This is a genomic window from Acetobacter malorum (assembly GCF_002153605.1).
In the GTDB taxonomy this organism is placed as follows: domain Bacteria; phylum Pseudomonadota; class Alphaproteobacteria; order Acetobacterales; family Acetobacteraceae; genus Acetobacter; species Acetobacter malorum_A.
The window spans coordinates 17,751-34,187 of the sequence record NZ_JOPG01000005.1 but is presented as its reverse complement, the minus strand read 5'-3'; the positions used below and the strand labels follow the sequence as shown (position 1 = coordinate 34,187).

The following is a 16,437-nucleotide window of genomic DNA, read 5'->3' as shown; positions in this document are numbered from 1 at the left end:
TGTGTGCGTGATAAGGATGCGCCCCATGACGACGATCCGCACACGCTTTGCCCCGAGTCCGACCGGCCTGCTGCATATCGGCAACGCCCGCGCGGCCCTGTTCAACTTTCTTTTTGCCCGTCATCACGGCGGCGAATTCCTCCTGCGTATTGAGGATACCGACCGTGAACGGTCCACCCAACAGGCTGTCGATGTTATTTTCGACGGGCTGGCCTGGATGGGCATTACGGCAGATGAAAAACCTGTCTTCCAGTCCACCCGGCAGGACCGCCACACGGAAGTAGCGCTGGAACTGCTGGAAAAAGGTCTGGCCTACAAGTGCTATTGCACGCCTGAAGAACTCAAGCAGATGCGTGAAGACGCAATGGCTAACGGCAAGCCGCCCCGTTACAACGGGATGTGGCGCGACCGTGACCCGTCCGAAGCACCTGCCGGTGCCCCCTACGCCGTGCGCATTAAAGCCCCGCGTGAGGGCGAAACTGTTATTGAAGATCTGGTTCAGGGCGAAGTCCGCGTTGCCAATGCTGAACTGGATGACATGATTATCCTGCGCTCCGACGGCACCCCCACCTACCAGCACGCCGTTGTGGTGGATGACCACGATATGGAGATCACCCACGTTATTCGTGGTGATGACCATCTGACCAACACCTTCCGTCAGGCCATGATCTACCGCGCCATGGGCTGGGATCTGCCGCGCTTTGCACATCTGCCGCTCATCCACGGGCCGGATGGCGCCAAGCTGTCCAAACGTCACGGCGCACAGTCCGTGGTGGAATTCCGGGATGAAGGCTACCTGCCGGAAGCCCTGTGCAACTATCTGCTGCGTCTGGGCTGGGGTCACGGCGATGCGGAAATCCTGTCTCGTGAAGAACAGATCAAGCTGTTCGATCTGGACGGCGTGGGCCGCTCCCCCTCCCGCATGGATTACGCCAAGCTGCTGCACATCAATGCCGTCTGGATGCGTCAGGCTGATGACGAACGTCTGACCAATGATGTGATGGACCGCCTGAAAGCCGTTGAAGGTGTGAGCACGGATGACACCGTCCGTGCCCGCGTTCTGGCGCTGATGCCCGGCCTGAAGGAGCGTGCCCGCACGCTGGTGGAACTGGCTGACAGCGCCGCCTTCCTTGGTCGCCACGTGCCGCTGAGCTTCAACGCCAAGGCAGAAAAAATCCTGACGCCGGAAGCCCGCACCATTCTGGATGGTCTGGCGCGTGAACTGGCGGCGGTGGAAGATTTCACGCCGGAAAACATTGATGCCGCCCTGCGCCGCTTTGCGGAAGCTGGCGAGCACAAGCTCGGGCAGGTTGCCCAGCCGGTGCGCGCTGCGGTGACAGGCTCCAACACCTCACCGGGGATTGACGCCACGCTGGCCGCCCTGGGTAAGGATGAAACGCTCGCACGCATCGGAGCTGTTCTGCATGGCTAGCTTCCCCGGCCGGCACTCCCGGCATCTGCTCGGTCTGCAAGGCATGACGCCAGACCAGATTGAGCCGCTGCTTGATCTGGCCGAAAGCTATGCCCTGCTCAACCGCTCCCGGAAGGTGCCAAGAGACGTGCTGCGGGGCCGGACGCTGATTAACCTCTTTTTTGAGGACAGCACCCGGACCCGCACCTCTTTTGAGCTGGCAGGCAAGCGTCTGGGCGCGGATGTGATCAACATGTCCGTGGCGCAGTCTTCCGTAAACAAGGGGGAAACCCTGCTGGATACGGCTGCCACACTCAACGCCATGCAGGCCGACCTGCTGGTGGTCCGGCACTCCCAGTCCGGTGCGCCTGCCCTGCTGGCGCAGAAGGTGGAAGCCTGTGTGGTCAATGCGGGCGATGGCACGCATGAACACCCCACGCAGGCCCTGCTGGACGCCCTGACCATCCGCCGCCATTGCGGCGGGTTCGGGGGGCTGACGGTCGCCATTTGCGGAGATGTCGCGCATTCCCGCGTGGCGCGGTCTGACATCCATCTGCTCACCACCATGGGCTGCAAGGTGCGCGTTGTTGGCCCACCTACGCTCGTGCCCGGCGGCTTCAAGAGCCTTGGTGTTGAGGTCTTCCACACCATGGAAGAAGGTCTGCGCGGTGCGGATGTGGTGATGATGCTGCGCCTGCAACGTGAGCGCATGTCCTCCGGGCAGATCCCCAGTGCGCGGGAATATTTCCGCTTTTACGGGCTGGACCAGCGGCGTCTGGCTCTGGCGAACAAGGACGCATTGGTCATGCACCCCGGCCCGATGAACCGGGGCGTCGAAATTGACAGTCTGGTGGCCGATTCCGACCAGAGCGTGATTCAGGAACAGGTTGAAATGGGCGTGGCCGTGCGTATGGCCGTGCTTGATCGGCTGACCCGCAGCAGGCATTCCGCATGAGCACTCTTCTTTTTGATAATGTCCGCCTGATAGACCCTGCCTCCGGGCTGGATCAGCCGGGCCGCCTGCTGGTGCGCAATGGCGAAATTGCCGGCACGGACAAAGCCGGCGCCGAGGGTGCGCCGGAGAATGCCGAGGTGATTGACGGTCAGGGCGCTGTTCTGTGCCCCGGCCTTGTCGATATGCGTGTGGAAATTGGTGAGCCGGGCCACGAATATCGTGAGACCATCGCCTCTGCCGCCCGCGCAGCCTCTGCCGGGGGCATCACCACCATTGCCGTGCTCCCCACCTGTGAACCGGCGATTGATAACCCCGCGCTGGTCCGCCTGCTGCGTGGCCGCGGGGAAGAAACCGGGGCCATTACCATTCTCCCCTACGGCGCACTGACCAAAGGCTGCAAAGGGCAGGAACTGGCAGAAATCGGCCTGCTGCATGAAGCGGGTGCCGTCGCCTTTACCGATGGTGCCCGCGCCATTGACCCCGCCCGCCTGATGCGTCTGGCGCTATCCTACGCTGGGGGCTTTGGGGCTATGGTTGTCCAGCACCCGGAAGAGCCCTCTCTGGCTGGCTCCGGCTGCGCCACGGCAGGTGAACTGGCAACCCGTATGGGCCTGCCGGGCATTCCGCCGGTGGCAGAATCCATCATGATTGCGCGGGATATTCGTCTGGCCGAACTCACCGGAGGCCGCCTGCACTTTGGGCATGTCTCCACGGGGGAAGGTGTGGAGCTGATCCGTCAGGCGAAGGCCCGCGGAGTGCGTGTAACGTGTGACACCGCACCGCATTATTTCGACCTGAACGAAAACGCGATTGGCGACTTCCGCACCTACGCCAAGTTCTCCCCGCCGCTGCGCTCTGAAGAAGACCGTCTGGCGATCTGTGCCGCACTGGCCGATGGCACAATCGACGCCATTGCCTCCGACCACCTGCCGCGTGACGCCGATGATAAACGCCTGCCGTTTGCGCAGGCAGCGACCGGCGGCACAGGCATGGTCACGCTGCTGGGTGTCACACTGGCGCGGGTGCATGACGGTACGCTCACGCTGCCACAGGCTCTTGCCCTGCTGACGCATAAACCCTCCGCTCTGCTGGGTGCCGCCTGCGGCACGCTGGCAACGGGTGCTGCGGCAGACCTCTGCCTGTTTGCGCCGGACCAGAGCTGGCTGGTGCAGGCTGGCAAACTGCCGGGCCGCGCGCAAAACACCCCCTTTGACGGCCGACCGCTGGAAGGCCGTGTGCTGGGCACATGGAAAGGCGGACGCCGCGTTTACGGAGCCCCGGCAGCATGATGTCCTCCCTCCCCTCCTATGCGCTGTGGCTGCTCGCCGCCATGGCGTTCATGGGATACGTGCTGGGCAGCGTGCCGTTCGGCCTGATCCTGACCAATGTGGCCGGCGTAGGCGACCTCCGCAAAATCGGCTCCGGCAATATCGGGGCCACCAATGTGCTGCGCACAGGCCGGAAAGATCTGGCCGCCGCCACACTGGGGCTGGATGCCGCCAAAGGCGCGCTGGCCGTCATGATTGCATGGATCATGACGCCGCCAGACTTTTCTGACCGGATTCTCGCCGTCACCGCACTAGCCGTGGTGGTCGGGCATTGCTACCCGATCTTCCTTGGCTTTAAAGGCGGCAAGGGTGTGGCCACCGGGCTGGGCGCACTGCTGGCGCTTTCCCCTATTACGGGGCTGATTGGTTGCGCGGCATGGCTGGGTGTGGCCAAACTGACCCGCATTTCTTCCGCCGGGGCGCTGGCGGCTTTCATCATCATGCCGTTTGTCACGCTGGCCCTGTATGGGTTCAGTTTTCAGGCGTCCGGCAAGCCTATGGCCGTGCTGCTTATCAGCCTGCTGGTGCTCATGCGGCATAGCGCGAACATTGGCCGCATTCTGAACGGCACCGAACCCCGGGTTCCTCCCAAACAAAAATGAACACGCTGGTCGCCTGCCTGCGTCTGGCCCGCACCGAGTCTGTGGGGCCGCGCACATGGCGGCGGCTGCTCAGCCAGTATCACACAGCCGAGGCCGCGCTTGAGGCCCTGCCACGGCTGCCCCAGCGCGGGCGGGTGCCGCTGGTTATTCCCTCGCAGGACAGTATTCTGCGGGAAATTGAGGCCACTACGCGCATGGGTGGCCGCATCCTCACCCTGCTGGATGCCGACTACCCCTTTCTCTTGAAAGAAATCCCCGACGCCCCGCCGGTTCTGAGCGTGCTGGGAGATGTTGCGGCCCTGAGCAAACCCGGCATTGGCCTGATTGGCGCGCGCAACGCGTCTTCCTCCGGCCTGCGGCTGACAGAAAGTCTGGCAACAGAACTGGTGGAGGCTGGCTTGTCCGTCGTCTCCGGTCTGGCTCGGGGGATTGATACCGCTGCCCATAAAGGCGCGCTGCACCGGCAAGGCCTGACGGTGGCCGCCGTTGCTGGCGGGCTGGACAAACCCTACCCACTCCAGAACGCCCACCTGCAAGCTGAAATCGCGGAAAAAGGTGCTGTCGTGACGGAAGCACCGCTCGGCACGGCCCCACTCAACCGCCATTTCCCACGCCGCAACCGGCTGATTGCCGGGCTGACTCTAGGCTGTGTGGTTGTGGAAGCCGCCCCCAAATCCGGCACGCTGATTACCGCCCGGCTGGTGGGTGAGTATGGGCGGGAACTCTTCGCCGTACCCGGCTCCCCACTGGACCCGCGCTGCCGGGGCAGTAATGACCTGCTCCGTAATGGCGCGGTGCTGACGGAGAGTGTCGCCGACATTCTGCCGCACCTGCCACCGGTGTTCCCGGAGCCTTCGGTCAGCCCCTCATTCCCTTCCTCTTTTGCACCGGCGCCTTATTTGCAGACCGTTCCAGACGGCCCGCAGACTCCACAGCACTCTTTTTCACTCAGCATCTCAGACAAACCTGAAACAGCACGAAAAGCGAACGCCGAGAGAGCCACCCAGCCGACATCCGGCACGAGCCCGCAGGACACGCCAAATGGCGTTTTACCGCCCTCGCAGCGTCATTCCCGGCCTGCAGCCCCGCCCTTCACCAGCTCCGCTTCTGTCACAACAAAACCATCCCCACCCCTCGCAGAAACGTGTGAGACCGTGCGGGAAAAAGTGCTTGATCTGCTCTCCTTTACGCCCATAGCGGTTGACGATCTGGTTAGGCGCTGCCAGTTCTCAGCTTCCGCCGTCTTGACCGTGCTCACGGAACTTGAGCTTTCTGGCTGTCTGGACTCACTCCCCGGTGGGCGTGTTGTTCGTGCCGCCAGTCATGGCAAAAACGGCTGATCTTAGGTGCTGCTTCCGGCAGGTCGGAGAGAGTATGACTGACGTTGTGGTGGTCGAATCGCCCGCAAAGGCGAAAACGATCAACAAATATCTGGGCGATAACTATACGGTGCTGGCCTCCTTTGGGCATGTGCGGGACCTCCCGCCCAAGGATGGCTCCGTGCGCCCGGACGAAGATTTTGCCATGTCCTGGCAGGCCGATGAGCGGGGCAACAAGCAGGTTGCCGCCATTATCAAGGCTCTGAAAGGCGCCAAAACGCTCTATCTCGCCACTGACCCGGATCGTGAAGGGGAAGCAATTTCCTGGCACGTCCGCGCCATGCTGGAAGAGAAAAAGGCGCTGAAGGGTGTGGACGTCCAGCGCGTCACCTTCAACGAGATCACCAAAAGCGCCATTAAAACCGCCATGGCCCACCCGCGTGACCTCGATATGCCGCTAATTGAGGCGTATCTGGCCCGTCGTGCGCTGGACTATCTGGTGGGGTTCACCCTCTCCCCGGTTCTGTGGCGCAAGCTGCCCGGATCCCGCAGTGCGGGCCGCGTGCAGTCCGTCGCCCTGCGGCTGATCTGTGAGCGGGAAGCCGAGATTGAGGTCTTCAAACCGCGTGAATACTGGACCGTGCAGGCGGCCCTCGCCACGCCGGCTGGCGCGCCGTTTACTGCCCGCCTCACGCATCTGAATGGCAAAAAGCTCGACCAGTTCGATCTGAGCAACGAGGAACAGGCCGCCGCTGCCAAAAAGGCAGTGGAAGCGGAAAACCTGTCCGTTCAGTCGGTCGAGCGCCGCAAGGTTCGCCGTAACCCGCAGCCTCCTTTCACCACGTCCACCTTGCAGCAGGAAGCCTCTCGCAAGCTGGGCATGGGCGCGCAGGTCACCATGCGGACCGCGCAGCAGCTTTATGAAGGCATTGATCTGGGCGGCGAGACTGTCGGTCTGATCACCTATATGCGAACGGACGGCGTGCAGATGGCCAAGGAGGCCATGTTCGCCATCCGCAGCCATATCGGCAAACATATTGGCGAGGAGTATGTGCCCTCCCAGCCGCGTTTCTACAGCTCCAAAGCCAAGAACGCGCAGGAAGCGCATGAAGCCATCCGCCCGACGGATGTGTTCCGCACGCCCTCTTCCGTGGCCTCACACCTCACCCCGGAACAGCGCCGCCTGTATGAGCTGATCTGGAAACGCGCCGTCGCCAGCCAGATGGAATCCGCAGCGCTGGATCAGGTTGCCGTCGATATTGCCGGACCTTCCGGCAAGACGGTGCTGCGCGCCAACGGCTCCATCATCACCTTTGATGGCTTCCTGCGCCTCTATACAGAAGGCCGGGATGATAGCGACAAGCCTGCGGATGATGACTCCCGCATGCTGCCGCCCATGAAGGAAAAAGACCCGCTGAAGCGCGAAAGTGTGGCAGCGGACCAGCACTTCACCCAGCCGCCGCCGCGTTTTTCGGAAGCGTCTCTGGTCAAAAAAATGGAAGAAATCGGCATTGGCCGCCCTTCCACGTACGCCTCCATCCTGACCGTGCTGCGGGACCGTAATTACGTCACGCTGGAAAACCGCCGCTTCATCCCCGAAGCGCGCGGGCGTCTGGTCACGGCATTCCTCGTCTCGTTCTTTGAGCGGTATGTGGACACCACCTTCACCGCCAGCCTTGAAGAACTGCTGGACGATATTTCCGACGGCCGGGCTGAGTGGAAACACGTTTTGGCCAACTTCTGGGATGCGTTCTCCAAAGCAGTGGCCGACACCAAAGATCTGACCATTACCGACGTGCTGAATGCACTCGATAAGGATCTTGGGCCGTTCTTCTTCCCGCCGCGTGAGGACGGGTCTGACCCGCGCCACTGCACCGCCTGTGGCACGGGGCGTCTCGGCCTCAAGCTGGGCCGTTACGGGGCGTTTATCGGCTGCTCCAATTATCCGGAATGCTCCTTCACCCGCCGCCTGTCCTCCGACAGCGCGGAAGATGGTGATGGCGCGGCCCTGAAGGACGGCATGCGCGTGCTGGGCCAGCATCCTGATACGGGTGAGGACATCACCGTACGTCAGGGTCCGTATGGGCTGTATGTGCAGCAGGGCGAACCGGATCCGGCGGACAAAAAAGCCAAACCCAAACGTGCCTCCCTCCCCAAAGGCATGGATGGGGAAGCCATCACGCTGGATCAGGCCGTGGGCCTGCTCTCCCTGCCGCGCCTTGTCGGCCTGCACCCGGAAAGTGGTGAGCCGATTGAAGCCGGTCTGGGGCGTTTTGGTCCTTACGTAAAAATGGGCGCGATCTACGGGTCTCTCGATAAGGACGATGACGTCCTGACCATCGGGCTGAACCGCGCTGTGGATGCGCTGGCCAAAAAGCTGGCCTCCATCCGCAATATGGGCGTGCATCCCAAGGATGGTGAACCGGTTATGATCCGCAAGGGCCGCTTTGGTCCCTATGCGCAGCATGGCAACATGGTCGCCACCCTGCCGCGCGGCACGGATATGAACGAGGTCACGCTGGATGAGGCCGTGGCGCTGCTGGCTGAAAAGGGCAAACCCCTGAAAGCCAAGGCCGGGGCCAAAAAGAAAACCACGACCAAGACCGCCGCTAAAAAGACCGCAACCAAGGCCGAGCCGAAAACAGCCACCAAAAAGGCTGCAAGCAAGACCACCACGGCTGCGAAAAAAACGACCACCCGTAAAACGGCGGCCAAAAAAAGCACGACAGAGGACGGGGCTGAGGCTCCGGCCAAAAAGCCCGCTACGCGGAAGAAAAAGGCGGACTGACCCGTGCAGAAAAGATCGGGGGCCGCAGCTCTGCCTGACCCTGCGGCCCTCCGGACTTTTCTGGAAGCAGACCGCACCCCTGTCTCTCCACCGGATATCCTGCGGGCCTTTGGCCTGCCCGCGCACCTGAAAGCCGCCCTGCGGACGCACCTGCACGCCATGGCGGTTGCGGGGGATCTCGCTTTACTGCCTCCCGGCAGACTGAAGGGCGTGACCGGTCTGCCGGAAACGGCCCGCGCCCTCATCACCCGCATGGGGCGCGATGGCCTGCCGCTGGCCCATCTCCCGGATGACCCGCGTGGCAGCACGGTCGCCCTCGTCACACCGCATCTGGACGGCAACCTGCTTATCCCCGGGGATGAGCTGATCCTCCGCCTGCGCCCCGCCACAGGCCGCACCCGGCGCGAAGGCCGCCCGATTCGTCTGCTCTCTACAGCCTCTCGTCAGATTGTCGCGGTCTTTCAGCCGGCTAATGCTACGAGTGAGGAGAGTGGCCCCTCTCAAAGCAAACCTGACCAGTTAATCCCCTGTGACCGCAGGCTCACCCGGCCTCTGGATGTCGTGCCGGATGCGGCCTCCCCTCGTCCGGCCTCCGGTGATGTCGTGCTGGCGGACCTCCTCCCCGCGCAGGACGGCCAGACTCCGCAAGCCCGCATTCACTCCATTCTGGGCCCGGCCACCGCACCCGGCATGCCCGCCAGACTGAGCCTGCTCACCCACAGCGTCCCGACGGAATTTCCCGCAGAGGTGGAAGAAGAAGCGCGGCGTGTTGCTCAGGCACCTGTACTGCCAGAAGCCGCTGATACCGCCTCCCCAGACCCAGCAAAAAGACGCACCGACCTGCGCTCCCTCCCGCTCGTCACCATTGATGACGCCACGGCGGAAGATTTTGACGATGCCATCTGGGCGGAACGGACGGCTGATGGGTTCCGGCTGGTTATCGCCATTGCCGATGTTGCGCATTATGTCGCGCCGGGTTCCGCGCTGGATGCCGAGGCCAGAAAACGAGGCAACTCGGTCTATCTGCCGGGCTGCGTGGTGCCCATGCTGCCGCCAGCCCTCTCCGCCGGGGTGTGCTCCCTCAAACCGGGGGAAGACCGACTGTGCCTGTTTATCGAGCTTGAGATCACGCCCACCGGGCAGATCCGCTCCGGCAAGCTGGGCCGGGGAATTATGCGCAGTGCAGCACGCCTGACGTATCAGGAGGTGCAGCAAGCACTTGATGCATCCATCCCCACACCAGAACAGGCGACAAGCCAGACCTGCCCCCCAGGTCCTGCTCACCCCTCCAGCCTCTCGACTTTGCCGCCTGATCTGATCCCGACCCTACAGGCCGCAGCGTTAGCGTTGCAGGCGGATGCCACAGCCCGTGGCGTTCTGACCCAGCCGGAAGAAGAGTATCGCGTTACGCTGGACGAAGAGGGGCAGCCCGTAGACTTCACTCTGCGGGAACGTCAGCCCGCGCATGATCTGGTGGCGGCGTTCATGATTGCCGCCAACCGTTTTGCAGCGGAAAACTTGATGCGCCACAACGCAGCGGGGCTGTTCCGCGTGCATCCCGCACCCCCGGCCCTCTCGGGGGAACGCACGGGCGGCCCGCGCCTGCCAGCCCGCATGCAGGCACGCTATGCGGCGTCACCGGGGCGGCACTCTGGGCTGGCGCTGGAGCACTACGCGCACTTCACCAGCCCCATCCGCCGCTATGCGGACCTTGTGACACATCGCGCCCTGCTGGCCACCCTTGAGCGTGACGCACGCATTGCAGCGTCCCTCCAGCCGGACAGATCAGACCTGCCCGCACTGGCCGAACATCTGCAAATGACGGAACGCCGGGCTGCCTCTGCCGTTCAGACCTGTCAGGACAGGCTTGCTGCCATTTTTCTGACCCCGTTTATCGGGCACACTCTTCAGGCGCATGTCACAGCAACAACACGGTCTGGCCTTGCCGTGACATTGACGAAAACAGGAACTCCGTCTTTCCTTTCTTTCCTTGCCTTGCCGGATGACTCAGGGATGCATGACGACTCGCTACCGATGCGCTCAGACCTCAGTTCAGGAACCCGTTTCCTGAACAGCGGCCTGCTGCCTGTCGTCCTGACAGCAACCCAGCCGGCACAAGGGACACTCACGCTGGCACCCGCCCCCATGCGCCATGCCAGCTAGTACGGCCCGCCGCCTGTTCCCCATGCCGTTGCGTCGAGCACTGCCCTGCATTCTCATCGCAACCCTGCTGGTTTATCAGCCTACCCCCTTGCGCGCGCAGGGCAGTTCTCCGGCACCCGGGCCGGACAACCTGCCATCCGCCCAGCCAGATGCCGCCCGGACCGCACCGGCTCAGGCCGCCGTGCCACCGCAGGCCGACGCTGCTCCTGTCGGCACGCCTGACGCGCCGGAGGCTGTGGAGCCGGACAAACCGAGCGTCGATATGGGACTGGTCCATTCCGTCATTGCCACAGCGCTGGAATTTCTGGCGCCGCGCACGCTGGAAGCCCACACCAGCCGGGACTTTACCCTTTGGGGGCTGGGCTGCCTGACGGCGCTGGACCCGATGCTCACGCTGGACACAAGAGGCGCAGATATTCGCCTGCTGGCCGGGCAGACCAGCCTGCTCTCTCAGCCTGCCCCGGCCGCTGGCAATGCGGAAGACTGGGCCAAACTGGCTGTGGATTTCATCTCCGCAGCCCGTGCGCACTCCGAGTCTGTCGCGGATGCCAGCCGGGAAGATCTGGTTCAGGCGTTTTTTGATGAGCTGTTCAACCATCTCGACCCGTATTCCCGCTATATCGGCCCGTCCTCCGCCACCACGGACCGTCAGGCCCGTGTGGGGGGTGAGGCAGATGCCGGGCTCAGCCTGACGCGCAAAGGGCGAGACATTGTTATCTCCGCCGTCAATGCCAACGGCCCTGCATGGACCGCCACGGTCGATCCGGGCGACAAGCTGCTGGCCGTAAACAACAGGCTAACAGCCGGGCAATCGGTTGAAACGGTGACCGGCTGGCTGCGGGGCGAGGAAGACTCTCGCGTGACGCTACGCCTGCTCTCTCCGGGGCAGCGGCGAGGCCACACCGTGGTGCTGCACCGCGCCAAAGTGCCGCCGGAAACCGTTTTTGCTTTTGCCAGCGGCCCGCTGGTGGTGCTGCGCGTCACCTCTTTTTCTTCCGATACGGCGGAAGAGATGAGCCAGTATCTGGATCAGGCCACGCAGGACCCTAACCTGAAAGGGCTGATTATTGACCTGCGCGGCAACCGGGGCGGCGTGCTGCAACAGGCCGTAACCGCTGCGGCCCTGCTGCTGGACCGGGGTGTTGCTGCCGTCACCGATGGGCGGGACCAGCAGGCTAACCATATCTGGGCCGTGCAGGGTGGCGACATGACCAACGGCCTGCCCATTGCCATTCTGGTAGATGGACGCACAGCCAGTGCGGCGGAAATTCTGGCCGCAGCGCTGGCAGACCATCGCCGCGCCGTGGTGATTGGCAGTTCCACTCTGGGCAAGGGGCTGGTGCAGACCGTCGCGCAGTTGCCGGATGAAGGCGAATTGTTTGTGACATGGAGCCGCGTGATTGCCCCCCTCCACTGGCCATTACAGGGTCTGGGCGTTATGCCGCAGCTTTGCACCAGCCTTGGCGAGACGGAGATGACCCGCCAGATGCATGACCTCGCTGCGGGCACGCTGGATAATCAGCCTGCGGTCGAGGCCTCCCGCCTTGCACGCTTCCCGCTGCCGGTCTCCCGCATTCTGGCCATCCGCAAGGCCTGCCCGGCCGCTCTGGGGAGTGACAGGGATCTGGAGGTGGCCCGCGCCGTGCTGGAAAACCCCAAATGGTATAAGACCGCCATTGCCGCCATGCCGGAAGATTCTGCCTCCGCCTCAGTCGCGGTCACGCATTAATGACCACCCCGCGCCTGCGTTCCGACATTGTGGCCCGTGCCCTGCTCCGCCAGTCCGGACAGGATGGACGATCTGCCATGATGCTCCGGCGGGGTGATGCCGATGCCGGAGGGATTCTGGTTGTTCTGCTGGGGCGTGACGGCACAACGATGGTCCTGAGCCAGACCCGCACAGCCGAGGACGAGGCTGCATGGCTGAAAAGCTCGGGCGAAACCCCGCTCTCCCCCGAAGACACACAGACCTATATTGACCGGCAGTTGCGCTACGACCCCGATTTATGGGTTCTGGAAGTGGAAGCCCCGGACTTCAGACCTCCGTTTGAAGCAACGCTGATCTGACAATACTTAACAGTGTGTGACTTATGTCACACGCCTGACACACTGATTCCCCTTAAAACAGGGGTGTTTTTGAAAACAGTTTCCACAAGCTGTTGCACACAACGCCAGTTTACAGCAAAGAAGGCAGGCATATGTGCCACGTGCACCAAGACCACAATGCCCGGCCACTGCGGAAACAGTGCCACAGCAGGGAGAAGAACATGACGCTGCGCCAAGGCCTCCTCGCGCAATCACTGCTTTCTGCACCGTTGGTGGCAGGTTTCCTGCTGTGTGCCGCGCCTGCCATGGCTCAGCCTGTTCAGGGCCTGTATATTGCAGGCGAAGGTGGTGCGACCTTCAACCAGGACCAGCGCGTCCGTACGTCCAACATGTTCCCGGACGGTCGTGACCGCTGGCGGACCGGGGCGACCGGAATCGGCTCGATCGGCTATGGTCTGGGCAACGGGTTCCGCGTGGAAGTGGAAGGCGACTACCGCAACCAGACATATCAGCGGTTTGTCACCAACTCCCTCAGCAGCCGGGCCGATGGCCGCCGCCAGACCTATGGCGTGATGGCGAACGCCCTGTTTGACATGGATGTCGGCAACCCGTTCATCTTCCCGTATTTTGGCGCAGGTGTCGGCTATGGCTGGACGGCGCTGAACACCTCCATCACGGCGCCGGGGAATCAGCTCTCCCAGCATGTAGGCGGCACGTTCGGTAATTTTGCCTATCAGGGCATTTTTGGCGTCGCCTTCCCCACGCCGTGGGTCGTAGGGCTGTCCTTCACGGCAGAATATCGCTTCTGGACCATGCTTGGCCCGCAGTCTCACGGCTCTTCTGCGTGGGGCACCATTGGCGGGGCCAACCAGTCGAAGTCTTATAGCTTTGCCACTGGCAACCGTGACACCAAGACAGACTTCAACCACTCCCTGATGCTGGGCCTGCGGTATGAGTTTAATCCCGCTCCCCCGCCGCCGCCGAAAATCCCCGAGCCCTCAGCCGCTCCTGCTCCGCAGCCGGCCCGCAGCTATCTGGTGTTTTTTGACTGGGACAAGTCTGACCTGACAGACCGCGCCCGCTCCATTGTGGCTGTGGCGGCTCAGGCAACGGCTCACACCAGCCTCACGCGGATTCTGGTCTCTGGCTATACGGATAACTCCTCCGCCTTCCCCGGCCAGAAACGTGGTGAAGCGTATAACGTGAAGCTGTCCATCCGCCGTGCGGAAATGGTGAAGGCCGAACTGGTGCGTGATGGCGTGCCGGGCGCCACCATCGACATTCATGGCTATGGTGAAGAAAATCCGCTGGTCAAAACCGGCCCTAACACCAAGGAAGCCCAGAACCGCCGCGTGGAAATTCTCTTCCGCTAAGCAATCTGTCAGGCGTCCTTACCGCCCAATAAAAAACGCTGCCCCGGCCTGAAGCTGGAGCAGCGTTTTTTTATTGGCGCATATCGCGTCGCGTCTGCCGTATCCGAGGCTGACCCACCCGAAAGCAGGCCAGCAAAACCCAGCAGCATTTCCCCAGTCTTTAGAGCCCGGAGAACAGAGACGTGGACAGATACCGCTCCGCAAAGGACGGGGCGATGGCCACAATCGTCTTGCCTTCAGACTCCGGCTTTTTTGCCACCTGAAGTGCTGCATGCAGGGCCGCGCCGGAAGAAATCCCAACCGGAATGCCGTCCAGACGCGCGCAACGACGTGCCGCAGCAATGGCTTCACGCTCAGAGACCGGAATGACCCCGTCCAGTAGTTTGGTGTTCAGCGTGGCCGGGCAAAAGCCAGGGCCGATGCCCTGAATGCCGTGGGGGCCGGGCTCATCCCCATTCAGAATGGCGCTTTCGGTCGGCTCAACCCCAAACACCTGCAAGCCTTTGCGGCGGGGCTTCAGCGCCTCGGCAATGCCTGTGGCCGTGCCGCCTGTGCCAACACCGGCAACTACAGCATCAATCTGCCCGTCTGTATCCACCCAGATTTCTTCTGCCGTGGTAGCGGCATGCACAGCGGGGTTGGCGGGGTTATCAAACTGGTCCGGCATCCACGCATCAGGCGTTTCCTGCAGAATCTCACCTGCGCGGGCAATGGCCCCAGCCATGCCAAGCCGCGCCGGGGTCAGTTCCACCTGCGCATCCATCAGCCGCAGCATGCGCCGCCGCTCGATGGACGCCCCCTCCGGCATGGTCACAATCAGCCGGTAGCCGCGTGCTGCGGCAACAAACGCCAGAGAGATGCCTGTATTGCCGGATGTCGGCTCCACCAGCACCGTGCGGCCGGGTGTAATACGCCCTTCCCGCTCGGCTTCCAGCACCATGGCAGCCCCGATGCGGTCCTTGACGGACCCCAGCGGATTAAAAAATTCCAGTTTGAGCAAAAGGCGGCATTTCAGCTCTTCATCCCGTGAAAGATGCGGGAGAGCCACCAGAGGCGTTCCGCCAACCACGCCAAGAACCGAGTCGTATACCTTGCCGCGTGGTGCGGCAAAGCCGTAGCCACCCCCGGATTTATCCGAACCTGTCATGAACCTGCCTTTTCTATGTGTTTTCTCTCGTGGCTCTTTTATAATACGAATTATCAGCGTAGATAAACAGGAGAACGCCTGCTATATCTCGATGTCATTCATGTTTAACGCCAGATTTGCCTTTTTCTGAGGTGAAAGGAACCAGACCCATGATCCTGCGTCGGGACAGAGCCATGACAGCCGTTCTCATCATGCTGGACGTCGCTTTTCATGCAGGGCGCTCCGGCACGGTCAGCGCTGCGGATATTGCCGAACGCTCCGCTCTGGCGCGACGTGGGATTGAGCCGCTGCTACAGGCCCTTTCACGCACCGGGCTTCTGGAAAGCATCCGCGGGCCGCGTGGTGGCTACCGTCTGGGCCGCCCCCGGCGGGATATTTCTCTGGTGGATATCATCAATGCCGTCACACAGGATGACAGCAACGGGGATGATGGCCCGCAAGGCCCGCTGTTCAGCAAAGTAATCGAACCGTGCTGGAAGCAGTTCGACAAAGAGCTGACCGCCCAGATGAAAAAAACCACACTGGATGATCTGGTTAAAAAAACCGAGAGCTGTGGCCTCAAACGCCCCCTGAGCGAGCCAATCACTTTCTCAATCTGATCTCTGCCGGCACACCACCGGCCCATAAAAAAACGCGCTGCCCCGAAAATCCGGGGAACAGCGCGTTTTTTATGAAAAGCATCTCAAAAAGAACAGCGCCCCCGTAAACCCGGAGACGCTGCACAAATCAGAGACTTATTTCTTGTGGCTCACCACACGACGACGGGTCGTGGTGGCCTTTTTAGCGGTCGTTTTTGTTGCTTCAGCTTTGGGTTCCGCTGGAACAACAGGCCGGGGCAGAACAACACCCGTGGCGTCAACCTGAGCTGTCACCGTCAGACGGGTGCGTTTTTCACCCGGACCCGGCACCAGAATAGCCGTGAACGTATCCTGACCGGCGTAAGCCATGGTCGGGGTGTAGGTCACATGCGTGTCGTTATCCAGGCTGTACAGGAACGCCTTACCGTGTTCCGGAGCGGGAGAAACACCAAAGGAGGCATAGGCCTTCCCGTTATCCTGAGAAACCTTCAGGTCACACAGGCCATCGTCCGAACGCACCGTCATGGTGGTGCTCAGGCTGCCATCAGCGGCCTTTTTCAGCGGCGTGGTCTGGCAGACCGCAGATTTCTTCATATACCCAAACGGGTTGGGAGACCCGGAGTTAACTGGCCCACCTGTAGTCGCACAGCCGGCAAGCATACCACCAGTTAGCGCCAAAACGGCAATTCCTCGCAAGCGCACTCGACAGCTCCGCTTCACTATTTAT

13 protein-coding genes are annotated in these 16,437 nt (G+C 62.1%); 11 read left to right on the top strand and 2 right to left on the bottom strand.

The window, feature by feature from the left end:
• The first annotated feature begins 25 nt into the window (after positions 1-25).
• The 10 genes from gltX to HK23_RS01905 all read left to right on the top strand — a co-directional run bounded on the left by gltX (position 26) and on the right by HK23_RS01905 (position 13,985).
• Complete coding sequence (gene gltX / locus HK23_RS01955) at positions 26-1,432, top strand: glutamate--tRNA ligase (protein WP_063907992.1); 1,407 nt, start codon at positions 26-28, stop codon at positions 1,430-1,432.
• Positions 1,425-2,366 carry an aspartate carbamoyltransferase catalytic subunit gene (locus HK23_RS01950; RefSeq protein WP_043552084.1) on the top strand — a complete coding sequence of 314 codons (942 nt, stop codon included), beginning with the start codon at positions 1,425-1,427 and terminating at the stop codon, positions 2,364-2,366. The genes gltX and HK23_RS01950 overlap by 8 nt, the downstream gene beginning before the upstream one ends.
• Positions 2,363-3,655, top strand: a complete 1,293-nt coding sequence (locus HK23_RS01945) for a dihydroorotase (RefSeq protein WP_086652679.1) — start codon at positions 2,363-2,365, stop codon at positions 3,653-3,655. Before HK23_RS01950 ends, HK23_RS01945 begins: the two co-directional genes overlap by 4 nt.
• Positions 3,655-4,296, top strand: a complete 642-nt coding sequence (gene plsY, locus HK23_RS01940) for a glycerol-3-phosphate 1-O-acyltransferase PlsY (protein ID WP_063908361.1) — start codon at positions 3,655-3,657, stop codon at positions 4,294-4,296. Before HK23_RS01945 ends, plsY begins: the two co-directional genes overlap by 1 nt.
• Complete coding sequence (gene dprA, locus HK23_RS01935; RefSeq protein WP_086652678.1) at positions 4,293-5,636, top strand: DNA-processing protein DprA; 1,344 nt, start codon at positions 4,293-4,295, stop codon at positions 5,634-5,636. The genes plsY and dprA overlap by 4 nt, the downstream gene beginning before the upstream one ends.
• 34 nt (positions 5,637-5,670) lie before the next feature.
• Entirely contained in the window at positions 5,671-8,403 is a 2,733-nt protein-coding gene (topA, locus tag HK23_RS01930) for a type I DNA topoisomerase (RefSeq protein WP_086652677.1), read from the top strand.
• A gap of 3 nt (positions 8,404-8,406) precedes the next feature.
• A complete protein-coding gene (locus HK23_RS01925) occupies positions 8,407-10,566 on the top strand; it encodes a ribonuclease R family protein (RefSeq protein WP_086652676.1) in 2,160 nt (719 codons plus the stop codon).
• On the top strand, positions 10,556-12,295 hold the full coding sequence (locus HK23_RS01920; protein WP_086652675.1) for a S41 family peptidase: 1,740 nt from the start codon (positions 10,556-10,558) through the stop codon (positions 12,293-12,295). The genes HK23_RS01925 and HK23_RS01920 overlap by 11 nt, the downstream gene beginning before the upstream one ends.
• Entirely contained in the window at positions 12,295-12,633 is a 339-nt protein-coding gene (locus HK23_RS01915) for a DUF1491 family protein (RefSeq protein ID WP_086652674.1), read from the top strand. The genes HK23_RS01920 and HK23_RS01915 overlap by 1 nt, the downstream gene beginning before the upstream one ends.
• A gap of 200 nt (positions 12,634-12,833) precedes the next feature.
• Positions 12,834-13,985, top strand: coding sequence for an OmpA family protein (locus tag HK23_RS01905; RefSeq protein WP_063907986.1), 1,152 nt, complete (start codon positions 12,834-12,836; stop codon positions 13,983-13,985).
• A gap of 160 nt (positions 13,986-14,145) precedes the next feature.
• On the opposite strand, the gene cysK is transcribed toward HK23_RS01905, so the two are convergent.
• Positions 14,146-15,132, bottom strand: coding sequence for a cysteine synthase A (gene cysK, locus HK23_RS01900; RefSeq protein WP_063907985.1), 987 nt, complete (start codon positions 15,130-15,132; stop codon positions 14,146-14,148).
• Positions 15,133-15,281: 149 nt separating this feature from the next.
• On the opposite strand from cysK, the gene HK23_RS01895 reads away from it, so the two are divergent.
• Positions 15,282-15,731: an RrF2 family transcriptional regulator gene (locus HK23_RS01895; protein ID WP_063907984.1), complete on the top strand. Its 450-nt coding sequence runs from the start codon at positions 15,282-15,284 to the stop codon at positions 15,729-15,731.
• A 135-nt stretch (positions 15,732-15,866) separates the two neighbouring features.
• Here HK23_RS01895 and HK23_RS01890 read toward each other — a convergent pair whose 3' ends face one another.
• Complete coding sequence (locus HK23_RS01890) at positions 15,867-16,412, bottom strand: hypothetical protein (RefSeq protein WP_063907983.1); 546 nt, start codon at positions 16,410-16,412, stop codon at positions 15,867-15,869.
• Positions 16,413-16,437 lie beyond the last annotated feature (25 nt).

Coding starts and splice junctions, on each gene's coding strand:
- gltX (WP_063907992.1), top strand. CDS start 26: ATGACGACGATCCGCACACGCTTTGCCCCGAGTCCGACCGGCCTGCTG.
- HK23_RS01950 (WP_043552084.1), top strand. CDS start 1,425: ATGGCTAGCTTCCCCGGCCGGCACTCCCGGCATCTGCTCGGTCTGCAA.
- HK23_RS01945 (WP_086652679.1), top strand. CDS start 2,363: ATGAGCACTCTTCTTTTTGATAATGTCCGCCTGATAGACCCTGCCTCC.
- plsY (WP_063908361.1), top strand. CDS start 3,655: ATGTCCTCCCTCCCCTCCTATGCGCTGTGGCTGCTCGCCGCCATGGCG.
- dprA (WP_086652678.1), top strand. CDS start 4,293: ATGAACACGCTGGTCGCCTGCCTGCGTCTGGCCCGCACCGAGTCTGTG.
- topA (WP_086652677.1), top strand. CDS start 5,671: ATGACTGACGTTGTGGTGGTCGAATCGCCCGCAAAGGCGAAAACGATC.
- HK23_RS01920 (WP_086652675.1), top strand. CDS start 10,556: ATGCCAGCTAGTACGGCCCGCCGCCTGTTCCCCATGCCGTTGCGTCGA.
- HK23_RS01915 (WP_086652674.1), top strand. CDS start 12,295: ATGACCACCCCGCGCCTGCGTTCCGACATTGTGGCCCGTGCCCTGCTC.
- HK23_RS01905 (WP_063907986.1), top strand. CDS start 12,834: ATGACGCTGCGCCAAGGCCTCCTCGCGCAATCACTGCTTTCTGCACCG.
- cysK (WP_063907985.1), bottom strand. CDS start 15,132: ATGACAGGTTCGGATAAATCCGGGGGTGGCTACGGCTTTGCCGCACCA.
- HK23_RS01895 (WP_063907984.1), top strand. CDS start 15,282: ATGATCCTGCGTCGGGACAGAGCCATGACAGCCGTTCTCATCATGCTG.